The 15,017-nt window shown below is 62.7% G+C and carries 13 protein-coding genes and 1 riboswitch; of the genes, 6 read left to right on the forward strand and 7 right to left on the reverse strand.

Features of this window, described 5'->3' with window-relative positions:
* Positions 1-81: 81 nt before the first annotated feature.
* Positions 82-600: a GcrA family cell cycle regulator gene (locus EJ066_RS11380; protein ID WP_126037832.1), complete on the reverse strand. Its 519-nt coding sequence runs from the start codon at positions 598-600 to the stop codon at positions 82-84.
* Between the two features lie 354 nt (positions 601-954).
* Between EJ066_RS11380 and EJ066_RS11385 the strand changes: the two genes are divergently transcribed.
* From EJ066_RS11385 to EJ066_RS11395, 3 genes are all read left to right on the forward strand, one after another.
* Entirely contained in the window at positions 955-2,154 is a 1,200-nt protein-coding gene (locus tag EJ066_RS11385) for an aspartate aminotransferase family protein (RefSeq protein WP_126037834.1), read from the forward strand.
* Positions 2,155-2,171: 17 nt separating this feature from the next.
* Positions 2,172-3,083, forward strand: coding sequence for an ornithine carbamoyltransferase (gene argF, locus EJ066_RS11390; protein WP_126037837.1), 912 nt, complete (start codon positions 2,172-2,174; stop codon positions 3,081-3,083).
* A gap of 93 nt (positions 3,084-3,176) precedes the next feature.
* Entirely contained in the window at positions 3,177-4,211 is a 1,035-nt protein-coding gene (locus EJ066_RS11395) for an Hsp33 family molecular chaperone (protein ID WP_126037841.1), read from the forward strand.
* 6 nt (positions 4,212-4,217) lie between these two features.
* Here EJ066_RS11395 and apaG read toward each other — a convergent pair whose 3' ends face one another.
* Positions 4,218-4,610 carry a Co2+/Mg2+ efflux protein ApaG gene (gene apaG / locus EJ066_RS11400; protein ID WP_126037844.1) on the reverse strand — a complete coding sequence of 131 codons (393 nt, stop codon included), beginning with the start codon at positions 4,608-4,610 and terminating at the stop codon, positions 4,218-4,220.
* A gap of 223 nt (positions 4,611-4,833) precedes the next feature.
* Between apaG and EJ066_RS11405 the strand changes: the two genes are divergently transcribed.
* Positions 4,834-5,988 (forward strand): ceramide glucosyltransferase, encoded by a 1,155-nt coding sequence (locus EJ066_RS11405; protein ID WP_126037847.1) that lies wholly within the window; start codon positions 4,834-4,836, stop codon positions 5,986-5,988.
* Positions 5,989-6,024: 36 nt separating this feature from the next.
* Here the strand turns inward: EJ066_RS11405 and EJ066_RS11410 are convergent, their stop codons facing one another.
* Positions 6,025-7,215, reverse strand: coding sequence for an O-succinylhomoserine sulfhydrylase (locus EJ066_RS11410; RefSeq protein WP_126037851.1), 1,191 nt, complete (start codon positions 7,213-7,215; stop codon positions 6,025-6,027).
* Positions 7,216-7,272: 57 nt separating this feature from the next.
* Positions 7,273-7,350: riboswitch (SAM riboswitch) on the reverse strand.
* A 77-nt stretch (positions 7,351-7,427) separates the two neighbouring features.
* On the opposite strand from EJ066_RS11410, the gene EJ066_RS11415 reads away from it, so the two are divergent.
* Positions 7,428-8,522, forward strand: coding sequence for a 2'-deoxycytidine 5'-triphosphate deaminase (locus EJ066_RS11415; protein WP_126037855.1), 1,095 nt, complete (start codon positions 7,428-7,430; stop codon positions 8,520-8,522).
* Positions 8,523-8,613: 91 nt separating this feature from the next.
* Positions 8,614-9,387: an ABC transporter substrate-binding protein gene (locus tag EJ066_RS11420; RefSeq protein WP_126037858.1), complete on the forward strand. Its 774-nt coding sequence runs from the start codon at positions 8,614-8,616 to the stop codon at positions 9,385-9,387.
* Between the two features lie 172 nt (positions 9,388-9,559).
* Here the strand turns inward: EJ066_RS11420 and araD1 are convergent, their stop codons facing one another.
* From araD1 to chvE, 4 genes are all read right to left on the reverse strand, one after another.
* A complete protein-coding gene (gene araD1, locus EJ066_RS11425) occupies positions 9,560-10,552 on the reverse strand; it encodes an AraD1 family protein (RefSeq protein WP_126037861.1) in 993 nt (330 codons plus the stop codon).
* 191 nt (positions 10,553-10,743) lie between these two features.
* Entirely contained in the window at positions 10,744-12,036 is a 1,293-nt protein-coding gene (mmsB, locus tag EJ066_RS11430) for a multiple monosaccharide ABC transporter permease (RefSeq protein ID WP_126037864.1), read from the reverse strand.
* Positions 12,033-13,568 carry a multiple monosaccharide ABC transporter ATP-binding protein gene (gene mmsA / locus EJ066_RS11435; protein WP_126037867.1) on the reverse strand — a complete coding sequence of 512 codons (1,536 nt, stop codon included), beginning with the start codon at positions 13,566-13,568 and terminating at the stop codon, positions 12,033-12,035. The genes mmsB and mmsA overlap by 4 nt, the downstream gene beginning before the upstream one ends.
* A 100-nt stretch (positions 13,569-13,668) precedes the next feature.
* Positions 13,669-14,733 (reverse strand): multiple monosaccharide ABC transporter substrate-binding protein, encoded by a 1,065-nt coding sequence (gene chvE / locus EJ066_RS11440; RefSeq protein WP_126037869.1) that lies wholly within the window; start codon positions 14,731-14,733, stop codon positions 13,669-13,671.
* Positions 14,734-15,017: the final 284 nt, after the last annotated feature.

Raw genomic sequence — 15,017 nt, forward strand, 5'->3', positions numbered from 1 at the left:
AATGAGCGAATAGGGAGTAGCGAATAGGACAAGAACGGCCTTGCTCCTCATGCACAGGGGATCGAGCCATTCGCTATTCGCTCACCTGTTGCGGCGCCGCTCCGAAGCGGGCTGGAACGCGATGCGGGCGTGGTACTTGCAATAGGGTCCGGTTTCGGCCGCGTCGTTGCCGCAGAAATGGAAGTCTTCCGAAAGCGGGTCGCCATTCGGCCATTTGCATGTCCGCTCGGTCAACTCGACGAGTTGCAGATGCCGCGAGATCGGCACGACGACGTTCTCGACCGGACGGATGTAATGACGTGCCACCGGTTCGGCGTTGAATTGCGCCTGCAGCGCGGTCGCACCGATCGACGTGGTGATGTGCCGCGCAGTGCTTGCCGCCCGCGACACCGATTTCTGAACGCTCGATCCCTGTACGCTCTTCTTCTGGCGTGCTGGCGCGGCGGTCGAGCGTCCGCGGCCCGACAGCTTCAGCCGATGCACCTTGCCGATGACCGCATTGCGACTGACACCCCCGAGCTGTGCGGCGATCTGGCTGGCGCTCAGCCCCTCCGACCACAATTTTCTAAGAAGTTCGACCCGCTCGTCAGTCCAATTCATGAGACCGCGCTCCTGCTGAAACATGCGGCGATCGGAATCCTTCCACGATCCGGCTTCCGCCGGGCAGACACCACATATATCGGGTGATTAGGTCCGCCGCACGAAATCTAGTTATTTCTCGACTACAAATACCTTATGCGCTGACTCGGTGACAAGAGTCCGAGGGCCAACACGAATCGGTTTTTTCGGTTTTCCCCAACTTGCCCGGTCGCTTATGAGCCGGCGCCTCGCTGGAGGGCTTGCCGCGCGTCCTTGCGCGACGTTTTCGTTGACTTCATGGCCGAAAAACACGATAAGCCGCAAAGGCCGCCGCTTTGGCGGCTTTTTGATTTTCCGGTTCCGGAGACGCATATAATGAGCGGTTCGGCGCTTTACGAGACCTTTGCCCGCGCACCTCTGGTCTTCGACCATGGGGAAGGCACTTGGCTCTTCACCGACAAGGGCGAGCGATATCTCGATTTCGCTGGCGGCATCGCCGTGAATTCGCTGGGCCACAGCCATCCGCACCTGGTCGCGGCGCTCACTGAACAGGCTGCCAAGCTCTGGCATGTTTCCAACCTCTACGAGATTCCAGAGCAGAGCCGGCTGGGCGAGCGGCTGGCCGACGCCACCTTCGCCGACAAGGTGTTCTTCACCAATTCCGGCGCCGAGGCGCTGGAATGCGCCATCAAGACGGCGCGGCGCTACCACTTCGTCAAGGGCCATCCCGAGCGCTTTCGCATCATCACCTTCGAAGGCGCCTTCCATGGCCGCACGCTGGCGACCATCGCCGCTGGCGGCCAGCCTAAATACCTGGAAGGCTTCGGGCCCAAGGTCGAAGGCTTCGACCAGGTCGGTTTCGACGACATCGACGCCGCCGAAAAGGCGATAACGCCCGAAACCGCCGCGATCCTGATCGAGCCGGTGCAGGGTGAGGGCGGTATCCGCCCGGTGCCGACGCAGTCGCTGAAGCGGTTGAGGCAGCTCTGCGAGCAGCATGGCCTGCTCCTGATCTACGACGAGGTCCAGTGCGGCATCGGCCGCACCGGCAAGCTGTTCGCGCATGAATGGGCTGGCGTCACACCCGACATCATGGCTATCGCCAAGGGTATCGGCGGCGGCTTCCCGATGGGTGCCTGCCTCGCCACCGGCGAGGCGGCCGCCGGCATGACCGCTGGCGTGCACGGCACCACTTTCGGCGGCAATCCGCTGGCGATGGCGGTCGGCAACGCTGTGCTCGATGTGGTGCTGGAAGAGGGTTTCCTGCAGGATGTCCAGCGCAAGGCGTTGTTGCTGAAGCAGGGGCTGGCGGGTATCGCCGACGAATTTCCTGATGTCATCGGAGACATCAGGGGCACCGGCCTGATGCTCGGCCTGAAATGCGTCATGCCCAACACCAAGGTGAACGCGGCGTTGCGCGACCAGCATCTGCTGGCGGTTCCGGCCGGCGACAACGTCATTCGCCTGCTGCCTCCGCTCACCGTCACCGACGCCGAGATCCATGAGGCGCTCGACCGCATCCGCGCCGGCGCCCGGGGCTTGGCCGATGCCATCGCCGCGGCTGCCGCGAAGTAATCCTGGAACCAGCCCTGATGAACCTTCGCCATTTCACCGATCTTTCCGCCGTTTCCGAGGGCGATCTGCGCTTCATGCTGGACGATGCGGTCGTGCGAAAGGCGAGGCTCAAGGCTGGCGAGCGGACAAAACCGCTCGAAGGCAAGGTGCTGGCGATGATCTTCGACAAGCCGTCGACGCGCACGCGTGTGTCCTTCGACGTCGGCATGCGCCAGCTCGGCGGCGAGACCATCATGCTGACAGGCACCGAGATGCAGCTCGGCCGCTCCGAAACCATCGCCGACACGGCCAAGGTGCTGTCGCGCTATGTCGATGCGATCATGATCCGCACCACATCGCATGACCGGTTGCTGGAACTGACCGAGAACGCCACCGTTCCCGTCATCAATGGGCTGACAGACGATACCCATCCCTGCCAGCTGATGGCCGACATCATGACCTTCGAGGAGCATCGCGGTCCGGTTGCCGGCAAGACCATCGCCTGGACCGGTGACGGCAACAATGTGCTGCATTCCCTGCTGGAAGCCTCGGCACGATTTCGGTTCAATCTGAATGTGGCGGTGCCGGAAGGCAGCGAGCCGGCACAGAAGCATGTCGACTGGTCGAAGACGCATGGCGGCAAGTTGAACTTCACCCGCTCGCCCGAGGAGGCCGTTCACGAGGCCGATTGCGTCGTCACCGACTGCTGGGTGTCGATGGGCCAGGAACACCGTGCCCGCGGCCACAACGTCTTCTTGCCCTACCAGGTCAATGCGGCGCTGATGGCGAAGGCAAAGCCGGACGCATTGTTCATGCACTGCCTGCCGGCGCATCGCGGCGAGGAGGTCACCGACGAGGTCATCGACGGGCCGCATTCGGTGGTGTTCGACGAAGCCGAGAACCGGCTCCACGCCCAGAAGGCAGTTCTGGCCTGGTGTCTGGGCGCTTGATCCGGGCAACCTTGATCCGGCAACGCGTGATGCCTATCTCAGGCGCATCACGCAAATCGAGCGCGTTTCGACGCATGCGCCCCGGAGGGCGGCATGGCCGCGCCCCGGAGCTTTGTCATGTTGGAAACTCATCAGTTGGCTGAACATCAACCCAAACTTGGCGAATTCGGCTACGCCGGCGACGATCACGTCGTGCCCTTCGAGGTCGGCCCGCTCGACGTGCGCGGCCGTACTGTCCAACTCGGGCCGATGCTCGATGCGATCCTCAGCCGCCACGACTATCCCGAACCGGTCGCCCGCCTCCTCGCGGGAGCCTGCGTGCTGACGGTGCTGCTTGGCACCTCGCTCAAGTTCGAGGGCAAGTTCATCCTGCAGACCCGCACCGACGGGCCGGTCGACATGCTGGTCGCGGATTTTTCCACGCCGCATGCGCTGCGCGCCTATGCGCGCTTCGACGCCGACCGGCTTGGGGCCTTGACTGCTGCCGGCGAGACGTCGCAGCAGACGCTGCTCGGCAGTGGCGTCCTGGCGCTGACCATCGACCAGGGCGCCCACACGCAGCGCTATCAGGGCATCGTCCAGCTCGATGGCGAGACGCTGGAGGAGGCCGCGCGCACCTATTTCCGCCAGTCGGAACAGATTCCGACCGATCTCAGGCTTTCGGTGGCCAAGCTGTTGACACCTGGCGCCGGCGGCGCTCGCGAGCAGTGGCGCGCCGGCGGCATCCTGGCGCAATTCCTGCCGCAATCGCCGGAGCGTACGCGTGTGCCCGATCTTCCGGGCGGCGACGGGGATCCACGCGAGGAGATCCACGATCCGGCCGACAATTCCTGGCAGGAACTGCTGGCGTTGCTTGGCACCATCGAGCCGACCGAACTGATCGACCCGACGATTGGCGCCGAGCGGCTGCTTTACCGGCTGTTCCATGAGCAAGGTGTTCGCGTCTTCGGCGGCGTTCCGGTCGCCGACCAGTGCTCATGCTCCAGGGAGAAGATCCGCGGCATCCTCGAAGGCTTTTCCGCCGAGGAGATCAGCGACAGCACCGAGGATGGCGGCATTCACGTCGCCTGCGAATTCTGCTCGAAGCAATATGACTTCGACCCGGCGGAGTTTGCAGCGGCTCAATAACGAGCGTCAGTTCACCGTGCGCCGCGTGCCTGGCAGGTCCAGCGAAAAGGCGGGGATGGCGATGTCGAACATCTCACCCCGCTTGTTGCGCATCGTGTAGTGGCCGACCATGATGCCGGACGGCGTCGAGAGCGGGCAGCCGGACGTATATTGATAGCTGTCGCCGGGGTTGAGTTCGGGCTGGTCGCCGACAACGCCGGCGCCGCGCACTTCCTCGACCCGGCCGGTGCCGTCGGTGATGTGCCAGTAGCGTGACATCAACTGCACGAATTCGTCCGACTGGTTGTCGATCGTCACCTGGTAGCCCCAGACGTAACGGTTCTCCGACGGTTCCGAGCGATCCTCCAGATAGAACGGCCTGACCTGCACTTCGATGTTGCGCGTAACGGCGCTATACATGGGCTACTCCAAAGCAATACGAACGGGACTTTCGACGCTCTCCGTGGCTTGGTCAACGGGGTGCTTCCCGTCGTTGCCCGACCTCAAGGGCAGGTGCCGAAGAACAATGTCATTTAAGTGACACATGACAATGATGGTGTGCAGAGCCGGGCGACTCAGCATTCTGCCGAACTGCTGAAGACGGCCATCATGCGGCCGGTCTTTCCGGAGTGACCAGATATCGATGGAACTGACAGTCACAGCCGCCCTGCTTTCGACAGCCCTGCTTATTTCAAATCTCGCCAGCATCCTGCTCGCCTCGCTGAAGCTGAAGCGGCCAGGCAAGGTCGCGCCGCCTACCGGCAAGGCGCCGCCCGTGTCGATCGTCGTGCCGTCGCGCGGGGTCGAGCCGTTCACCGAAGAAACGCTTGCGCGCGCCTTTTCGCTCAACTGGCCGCGTTATGAACTCATCTTCTGCGTCGCCCATGCCGACGATCCGGTGGTCGACCTGATCACCAAGGCCATCGCCCGTTTTCCAGCCGTGCCGGCACGGTTGCTCGTAGGCGATGATCGCATCAGCGGCAATCCGAAACTCAACAATTGCGTCAAGGGCTGGCAAGCGGCGCGTCACAAATGGGTCGTTCTTGCCGATTCCAACGTCCTGATGCCGAAGGACTATGTTCAGCATCTGATGGCCGCATGGCAGCCGGACACCGGCCTTGTCTGCTCGACGCCGATCGGTTCGCGGCCGGACGGGTTCTGGGCGGAGGTCGAATGCGCTTTCCTCAACACGCTGCAGGCGCGCTGGCAATATGCCGGGGAGGCGCTCGGCCTCGGTTTCGCCCAGGGCAAGAGCATGTTGTGGAACAAGCCCTTGCTCGACGCCAATGGCGGTATCCGCGCGCTTGCCGCCGAGATTGCCGAGGATGCCGCTGCGACCAAGCTGGTCAATGGGCTCGGGCTGCGCGTCAATCTTGTCGCCTCGCCCTTCGAGCAGCCGCTCGGTTTGCGCACATTTAGCGAGATCTGGTCGCGCCAGGCCCGCTGGGCGCGCCTGCGCCGCGTCACCTTTCCGCTGTTCTTCGCGCCCGAAATCCTGGTCGGAGCGATGCCGCCGCTGGTGTTTGCGCTGGTTGCGGCGGCCGGCGCCGGCTTCAGCTTGCCGGCAACCGCCCTTGCCGTGCTGGTGGCTGCCTATCTCCCGGAATGCGCCCTGGCCTCGGACAAGGGCTGGCACCTGTCGCTGCGCATGATCCCGGCAATGATTATGCGAGACTTGATCCTGCCGGCGATATGGGCGCGTGGCTGGCTCGGCGGCGCCGTCGACTGGCGCGGCAACACGATGACCATTCCTACCAAGGCCGTTGCGGAGCTGGAAGAGACGCCGTCAGGCGCCTGAATGGCGCCGCCGATCAGGCGAGACGGCCGCTTATCCCTATCTGGCGGCTTTCAATGCCCGCTCGATGTCCTCGAGCAGGTCGTCGGTGTCTTCCAGGCCGACGGACAGCCTGAGCGTGCCTGGTCCGATGCCAAGTTCGGCGCGCGCCTCATCGCTGAGGTTCTTGTGCGTCGTCGTCGCCGGATGAGTGATCAGGCTCTTGGCGTCGCCGAGATTGTTGGAGATCAGCACGATATCCAGCGCGTTCTGGAAGGCGAAAGCCGCCTGCTTGCCGCCCTGGACATCGAGGCAGATCAGCGTCGAGCCGCCCGACATCTGCCTCTTGACGACGGCCGCCTGCGGGTGATCGTCGCGGCCGGGATAGATGACACGGGCAATCTCCGGCCGCTCGGCGAGGAAGTTCGCTATCCGGCCGGCACTTTCCGTCTGCTGGCGCACGCGCAGCGGCAGCGTTTCCAGGCCCTTCAGCAGCGTCCAGGCATTGAAGGGCGAGAGGCTGGGGCCGGTGTGACGGAAATAGTCGTGCAGGTTCTCGTCGATCCAATTCTTATCCGACAGGATGATGCCGCCAAGGCAGCGCCCCTGGCCGTCGATGTGCTTGGTCGCCGAATAGACGACGATATGGGCGCCGAGCTGCAACGGCTTCTGCTGCAAGGGCGTGGCGAAGACGTTGTCGACGATCAGCCGCGCGCCGATCGAATTGGCAAGCGAGGCGACAGCTGCGATGTCGACGACTTCCAGCGTCGGATTGGTCGGGCTTTCCAGGAAGAACAGCTTGGTGTTGGGCCTGACCGCCTTTTCCCAATTGGCGATGTCGGTGCCGTCGACCAGCGTCGCCTCGATGCCGTACCTCGGCGCCAGCGTCTCGATCACCCAGCGGCAGGAGCCGAACAGCGCGCGCGCCGCCACGATATGGTCGCCGGCCCTGGCGCTGCACAGCAACGCCGCCGTCACCGCCGCCATGCCGGATGCGGTGGCGCGGGCATCTTCGGCGCCTTCCAGCGCACACATGCGCTTTTCGAACATGTCGACCGTCGGATTGGCGTAGCGCGAATAGATGAAGCCCGGTTCCTCGCCCTTGAAGCGCGCTTCCGCCGCTTGCGCCGTCTCGTAGACATAGCCTTGGGTGAGATACATCGCCTCCGAGGTTTCGCCGAAGCCGGAACGCAGCGTTCCGCCATGCACGAGTGCCGTTTGAGGCTTCCAGTTACGCTTCTTGGTGCTCATCGCTTTTGTTCCAGACACAAAAAAACCGGCCGCGAAAGTCGCAACCGGTCCATACGGCCTTGCGGCCCGACGGTCCTTTAGCGACTTGTTTAACGTGGCTGCAAGCCGACCGGCCAAATCACCACGGGATAACGACCCTTTAGACCCGCACCGCGCTTGCGTCAATTGCCGGCTTGATTAAGAGGTTTGTACCAGCAGAGCGGAGTCAGACTTTGCGGCAGACAGGCATTCTTCCCGATCAGGATATTTCCGCGCTGTTCCAGTCGGGCGCGCTGAAGTCGCCGCGCGCGCTCGATGCCGACCAGATCCAGCCGGCCAGTCTCGACCTCAGGCTTGGCGACAAGGCCTGGCGGGTGCGCGCCTCCTTCCTGCCGGGCCCGAACCACAGGGTCGCTGAAAAGCTCGACCGGCTGAAGCTGCACGAAATCAATCTCGCTGACGGTGCGGTGCTGGAGACGGGTTGCGTCTATATCGTGCCGCTGCTCGAAAGCCTGGCGCTTCCGGCAAACATTTCGGCCTCGGCCAATCCGAAGAGCTCGACCGGACGGCTCGACATCTTCACTCGCGTGATGACCGATCGCGGCCACGAGTTCGACAAGATCGCCGCCGGCTACAACGGCCCGCTCTATCTGGAAGTCAGCCCCCGCACCTTTCCGATCGTCGTCCGCGCCGGCTCGCGGCTGTCGCAGATCAGGTTCCGCACCGGCAATGCGCTTTTGTCCGAGAGCGAGTTGCACGAATTGCACCGCGCCGAGACGCTCGTCGCCACAGAGCCGCCCAACATTTCCGGCGGCGGCATCGCGCTGTCGATCGATCTCGATGGCGACAAGGACGGCCTGGTCGGCTACCGCGGCAAGCACCACACCGGGCTGGTCGATGTAGACAAGCGCGCCGCACAGGATGTCGTCGATTTCTGGGAGCCGCTCTATAAGAGCGGCGCCGGCGAATTGGTGCTTGATCCGGACGAATTCTATATCCTCGTCAGCCAGGAGGCGGTGCACGTACCGCCGCTCTACGCCGCCGAGATGACGCCCTTCGATCCGCTGGTCGGCGAGTTCCGTGTCCATTATGCCGGTTTCTTCGATCCGGGCTTTGGCCATTCGGCGACAGGCGGTACCGGCAGCCGGGCGGTGCTCGAAGTGCGCAGCCACGAAGTGCCGTTCATCCTCGACCACGGCCAGATCGTCGGGCGGCTGGTCTACGAGCATATGCTGAAGCGGCCGCAGGCGCTCTACGGCACCGATCTCGGCTCGAACTATCAGGCACAGGGCCTGAAACTGTCCAAGCATTTCCGCGCCGCGCGCTGATCGCTCATCACAATCAAACCGTGCTTGCCTGACCTTGCGGGTCGTGCTTGGCTGTGCTCGGCCGTCAAGGTGACTGGAAAAGGGAACAAAAATGAAGATTTCAAGATGGATCGCATCAGCAGCAACAGCTGCCATGCTGGTGATATCGGCCGGGTCCTTGTCGGCGCATGCACAGGAAAAATTGAAGATCGGCACCGAGGGTGCCTATCCGCCATTCAACACCATGACCGCGGATGGCAAGCTTGTCGGCTTCGATATCGACATCGCCGAGGCGCTTTGCGCGCAGATGAAGGTCGAATGCGAACTTGTCACGCAGGACTGGGACGGCATGATTCCGGCGCTTCAGGCCAGAAAGTTCGACGCCATCGTCGCCTCGATGAGCATCACCGAGGAGCGCAAGAAGCAGGTCTCCTTCACCAACAAATACTATACGACGCCGCTTTCGCTGGTGGCCCTGAAGGACACCGATATTGCCTCGACCGAACCCGCCGCGCTCGCCGGCAAGATAGTTGGCGCCCAGGCTTCGACCACCCAGGCCGACTATGCGCAGGACGTCTACGGCAAGGCCGGCGCGGAGGCGAAACTCTATCCAACCCAGGAAGAGGCGGTCGCCGACTTGGTGAACGGCCGCCTCGATGCCGTCCTTTCAGACAAATTCGTACTGATGGACTGGATGAAGAAGTCGAGCGACGGCTGCTGCAAGATGGTCGGCGACGTCAAGGGAACCGAGACGGAAGCGGGCATCGCCGTGCGCCAGGAAGACAATGCGTTGCGCGAAAAGCTCAACGCGGCAATAGACGCCATCGTCGCCGACGGCACCTACAAGAAGATCCAGGCCAAGTATTTCGACTTCGATATTTACTGAGGTTGAGGCGTCGTTCTCCCCCTTGAGGGGAGATGGCCGGCAGGCCATAGGGGTCGCTGCGCGTAAAGTGCCATCGCCGTTCCGCCACCAGCGACGGCGTTGGCGATTTATGTGAGACGACCCCCTCTGTCGCCTTTGGCGACATCTCCCCTCAAGGGGGAGATCACCCCTCTTACAACGCCTTCACCGCCACTTTCATCGGCTGTTCGATTTCGAGCGGGTTGCGCAGCGGCAGGCCAAAATCCTTGGCCTCGATCTCGAAAACGTCGCCGGCCTCCGTCCTGATGCCGTCGGCGAACGACAGCGTCGCCGTGCCGAACATATGCACATGCACGTCGCCCGGCTGGCGGAAGGCCGAATACTTGAAGTGGTGATGTTCGAGATTGGCGATGGTGTGCGACATGTTCGCTTCGCCCGACAGGAACGGCTTTTCCCACAGCAGCTTGCCGTCGCGGATGATGCGCGAGGAACCCCTGACGTCGGACGGCAGGTCGCCGATCAGGATCTCCGGCCCGAACGAGGCGTTGCGCAGCTTGGAATGCGCGAGGAAAAGATAGTTCACGCGCTCGGTGACGTGGTCGGAAAACTCGTTTGACAGGGTGAAGCCGACGCGGAACGGTGCGCCGTCGTCGCCGATGACGTAGATGCCGGCGATCTCTGGCTCCTCGCCGGCATCCTGGGCGAAGGCGGGCGACAGCAGCGCCGCACCGGGCGCCACCGCCATGGTGCCGTTGCCCTTGTAGAACCATTCCGGCTGCACGCCCGTCTGGCCCTTGGCCGGCTTGCCGCCCTCCAGCCCCATGCGGAACATCTTCATGGAATCGGTGAGCTGCTCTTCGCCGTCTGTATCGAGCTTCTTGTGCATGGAATCGCGGGTCGCGGCGGAGCCGAGGTGCGTCAGCCCGGTGCCGGTGAGGTGGAGATGCGCCGGGTCCGGATGGTTGATCGGCGACAGGAGCCGCCCCTTCTTGTAGGCGGCGTCGAGGTCGACCGCTTCACCGAATCCCTTGCGCTCGATGAGGGCGGCGAGCCCGGTGCCGGTGCGCGCAGCCTCCATCGCCAGCGAATAGACGCTGCGGGCGCCGTTGATGATCCGGGTCTTGCCGCCGTTACGGGCGACGACGCGGATGGTCTCCGCGTCATCGAGGATCTGGGAAATCAGCATGATATGCCCTCTCTCTAGTGCCTTGGCCTGGTCGCCCGCTTGGCAAACCTTAACCTGCGCGGCTCGGAACCAATCCGCGCCACGGGTGAAACTCTTCGTCCGGATTGCGCTCGCGGGCCTGGTCCGTCAGGGACTTCTTTGCGTCGCCCGGCAGCCGCGATGTGACCCGTATGCTTCCTGCTCCCTCGCCCCTAAGCCTTGTTCTTGTTGTAGACGTCGAACACCACGGCGCCGAGCAGCACCAGGCCTTTGACAACCTGCTGCCAGTCAACATTGACACCCATGATCGACATGCCGTTGTTCATGACGCCCATGATGAAACCGCCGACCACCGCGCCGATGACTTGTCCGACGCCGCCCATCGCCGAAGCGCCGCCGATGAACACGGCGGCAATGACGTCGAGCTCGCTGCCGAGGCCCGCCGCCGGCACCGCCTGGCCCAGACGCGCCGCGATGATCAGTCCGCCAAGCGCCGACAGCACGCCCATATTGATGAACACCATCAGCGTCAGCCGCTCGGTCTTGATGCCCGAAAGCTGTGCCGCCTTGGCATTGCCGCCCATCGCGTAGATGCGGCGGCCGATTGTCATACGTTTGGTGGCGAAGACGAACAGGGCGATCAGCACGCCCATCACCATGAGGACGATTGGCAGGCCCCTGTAGGTGGCGAACTGGTACACCAGGAACAGCGCCAGCACGCTGATCACCAAGGTCTTGACGACGAACAGCGAGAAAGGTTCGGCTTCGTAGCCATGCCGTTCGCGGGTGCGCCGTGCCCTGAGCCCGAAATAGGCGTAGGCGAGCACGGCGACGAGGCCGATCAAGAGCGTCGTAATGTGCAGCGTCAGGCCGCTGCCGACTATGGTCTTGCCAGCCGCGTTCACGGTCGGCGGTATCAGCGTCAATGGGCCGATCAGGTCCGGGATGAAGCCGGAGCTGAGCGCCTTGAAGCCGACTGGAAGCGGTCCCACGGAAGATCCGCCACCCAGCAGCGCCTGGCAGATGCCGCGGAAGATCAGCATCCCCGCCAGCGTGACGATGAAGCTCGGTATTCGGTGATAGGCAATCCAGTAGCCTTGAGCGGCGCCGATCGCGCCACCCACGATCAGGCAGATGATCGACACCACCAGCGGATTGCTCAAGGGGCCGAGCGGCCAGATGACCATCATCATCGCCGCCAGCGCGCCGATGAAGCCGGCGACGGAGCCGACGCTGAGATCGATATGGCCGGAGACGATCACCAGCAGCATGCCCAGCGCCATAACGATGATGAAGCTGTTCTGCTGCACCAGATTGCTCAGGTTCACCGGCTTGAACAGCGTTCCGGACGTCGTGAACTGGAAGAACACCATGATGGCGATCAGCGCCAGGATCAGGCCGTATTCGCGCAGATTGGTAACCAGCGCCGAGACGGCAACGCGAGGTGTCTGTTGTAGGTCCTGGGCGACACCGCTCTGCGGTCCGGGAGCGCTCTCGGTACTCATGATGCTTTTTTTCCTTCTCCGCGAACGATGGCGCGCATGATCTTTTCCTGGCTGGCGTCGCTCGCCGCCATTTCGCCGACGATGCGCCCTTCGTTCATGACGTAGATGCGATCGGTGATGCCGAGCAATTCAGGCATTTCCGATGAGATGACGATGATCGCCTTACCCTCCGCGGCGAGACGCGCAATAATGGTGTAGATTTCGTACTTGGCGCCGACATCGATGCCGCGCGTCGGCTCGTCGAGGATCAGCACTTCCGGATTGGCGAACAACCACTTTGACAGCACCACTTTCTGCTGGTTGCCGCCTGAGAGATTGCCGGTCATCTGATAGACGCTCGAGGCGCGGATATTGGTCCTCTTGCGATAGTCGTTGGCAACGCTGAGCTCGCGCAGATCATCGATGACGCTATGCCGCGACACGCCGCCGAGATTGGCCAGCGTGATATTGTGCTTGATGTGATCGATCAGATTGAGCCCGTAGGTCTTGCGGTCCTCGGTGACGTAGGCAATGCCGTGTTCCACCGCCTTGCTCACCGAAGAGATATCGATCGGCTTGCCTTTGAGGCGCACCTCGCCGGTGATGTGGCGGCCATACGACCGGCCGAACAGGCTCATCGCGAATTCGGTGCGGCCGGCGCCCATCAGCCCCGCAATGCCGACCACCTCGCCTTTGCGAACGTCGATATCGATACCCTTGATCACCTGCCGCTCGGCATGGATCGGGTGATAGACCGACCAGTTCTTCACTTCGAGCACGGTCTCGCCGATCTTGGGCTCACGCGGCGGGAAGCGGTTATCGAGCGAGCGGCCGACCATCGAGGTGATGATGCGGTCTTCACGGATGTCTTTCTTGACCAGCGTCTCGATGGTCCGCCCGTCGCGGATGATCGTGACCTTGTCGGCGACCCGGTTGACCTCGTTGAGCTTGTGCGAGATCAGGATCGAGGTGATGCCCTGCCGCTTGAATTCGAGCAGCAGGTCAAGCAGCGCCTGGCTGTCCTTTTCGGACAGGCTCGCCGTCGGTTCGTCGAGGATCAGCAGCTGCACTTCCTTGCTGAGCGCCTTGGCGATCTCGACCAGTTGCTGCTTGCCGACGCCGATATTGGTGATCAGCGTCTTGGGATCCTCCTTGAGACCCACCTTCTTGAGCAGAGCGCTGGTGCGCGTCTCGTTGGCATTCCAGTCGATGATGCCGTATCTGGCGCGCTCGTTGCCGAGAAAGATGTTCTCGGCGATCGACAGCATCGGCACCAGCGCGAGTTCCTGGTGGATGATGACGATGCCGTGGCGCTCGCTATCGTGGATGCCTTTGAAATGGCACTCATCCCCGCGATAGATGATTTGGCCGTCATAAGTGCCGGATGGGTATACCCCTGACAGCACCTTCATCAGCGTCGATTTGCCGGCGCCGTTCTCGCCGACCACGGCGTGGATCTCGCCTTCCTCGACGCTGAGATTGACATTCGACAGCGCCTTGACGCCGGGAAACGTCTTGGTGATGTCACGCATCTCCAAAATCTTCGAGGCCATCGGGAACACCACTCCTCCGAGGTCCGGAAACAATACCGGGCTCGCTCGCTAACGAAAAGGGGTCCTGCGTTGCGCAGGACCCCAGGCTTTGCAACTGCGGTTACTTCAGCTCGTCGGCCTTGATGTAGCCGGAGTCGACCACCAGGGCCTGGTAGTTCGACTTGTCGACATCATGCGGCGTCAGCAGGATCGAGGGAACGACCTTGACGTCGTTGTTGTAGGTCGTGGTGTCGAGGCCTTCCGGCTTGCCGCCCGAGAGCACCTTGTCGACGAGCTCGACGGTCGACTTGGCGAGTTCGCGGGTGTCCTTGAACACGGTCGAGTACTGCTCGCCGGCGATGATCGCCTTGACCGAAGCGGTCTCGGCGTCCTGGCCGGTGACGACAGGCCACGGCTGATCGGCCGTGCCGTAACCGACGGCGCGCAACGAGGCGATGATGCCGCGCGAGAGGCCGTCATACGGCGAAAGCACGCCATCGACGCGGCTGCCATCCGAGTAGTTGGCGGAGAGCAGATTGTCCATGCGGGCCTGGGCCGTTGCTGCCAGCCAGCGGAGCGTGCCGACCTTGTCCATGCCCATCTGGCCGGACTTTACGACGAGGGTCTTGTCGTCGATCAGCGGCTGCAGCACAGACATGGCGCCGTCGTAGAAGAAGAAGGCGTTGTTGTCGTCCGGCGAACCGCCGAACAGCTCGACGTTGAACGGACCCTTGTTCTCCGGATAACCGAGGCCCTTGAGTAGCGATTTGGCCTGGATGACGCCGACGCCGAAATTGTCGAAGGTGGTGTAGTAGTCGACGTTCCCGGTCTTCTTTATCAGGCGGTCATAGGCGACGACGACGACGCCGGCGTCAGCCGCCTTCTGCAGCGCGTCCGACATTGTGGTGCCGTCGATCGAGGCGATGACCAGCGCCTTCGGGCCCTTGGTGATTTCGTTTTCCAGCTGGCTGAGCTGGTTCGGAATGTCGTCCTGCGCATATTGCAGGTCGACACTATAGCCCAGAGCCTCCAGCTGGGACTTGACGGCGTCGCCGTCGTTGATCCAGCGCTGCGAGGTCTTGGTGGGCATCAGCACGCCGACGAGGCCTTCGCCTGCCTGTGCCGGAACCGTCATGGCCGCGATGCCAAGGGCCGCGACGGCGGCCAGTGTCTTGATGATCTTCACATTAACTCTCCCTGGTTGATGGACGCGCACCCTGGGTTTCGTGGGCCGCGCGATCGTGTAGGAGCGCCAAAACGCGCCGCTGCCGTCATATCGATCTCCGGTATCCTCCCAATCGGCCCTGAGACTCTGGTTCCAGTCGGTGCGATTTTTTCGCTGGCGACGGTCAAGCCTCAGGACGCGCGGAGGGTGTGGTCCTTTGCCATAACTGTCAAATGCGATCTTTGATGGTTGCTATATCGAAACTGATATGTATTGAAGGTGGATGGAAACTTGGTCGGATTGCC

Origin of the sequence: Mesorhizobium sp. M9A.F.Ca.ET.002.03.1.2, assembly GCF_003952365.1 — a bacterium.
Taxonomy (GTDB): domain Bacteria; phylum Pseudomonadota; class Alphaproteobacteria; order Rhizobiales; family Rhizobiaceae; genus Mesorhizobium.

Coding starts and splice junctions, on each gene's coding strand:
- argF (WP_126037837.1), top strand. CDS start 2,172: ATGAACCTTCGCCATTTCACCGATCTTTCCGCCGTTTCCGAGGGCGAT.
- EJ066_RS11380 (WP_126037832.1), bottom strand. CDS start 600: ATGAATTGGACTGACGAGCGGGTCGAACTTCTTAGAAAATTGTGGTCG.
- EJ066_RS11385 (WP_126037834.1), top strand. CDS start 955: ATGAGCGGTTCGGCGCTTTACGAGACCTTTGCCCGCGCACCTCTGGTC.
- araD1 (WP_126037861.1), bottom strand. CDS start 10,552: ATGCTGATTTCCCAGATCCTCGATGACGCGGAGACCATCCGCGTCGTC.
- EJ066_RS11420 (WP_126037858.1), top strand. CDS start 8,614: ATGAAGATTTCAAGATGGATCGCATCAGCAGCAACAGCTGCCATGCTG.
- apaG (WP_126037844.1), bottom strand. CDS start 4,610: ATGTATAGCGCCGTTACGCGCAACATCGAAGTGCAGGTCAGGCCGTTC.
- mmsA (WP_126037867.1), bottom strand. CDS start 13,568: ATGGCCTCGAAGATTTTGGAGATGCGTGACATCACCAAGACGTTTCCC.
- EJ066_RS11410 (WP_126037851.1), bottom strand. CDS start 7,215: ATGAGCACCAAGAAGCGTAACTGGAAGCCTCAAACGGCACTCGTGCAT.
- EJ066_RS11405 (WP_126037847.1), top strand. CDS start 4,834: ATGGAACTGACAGTCACAGCCGCCCTGCTTTCGACAGCCCTGCTTATT.
- EJ066_RS11395 (WP_126037841.1), top strand. CDS start 3,177: ATGGCCGCGCCCCGGAGCTTTGTCATGTTGGAAACTCATCAGTTGGCT.
- mmsB (WP_126037864.1), bottom strand. CDS start 12,036: ATGAGTACCGAGAGCGCTCCCGGACCGCAGAGCGGTGTCGCCCAGGAC.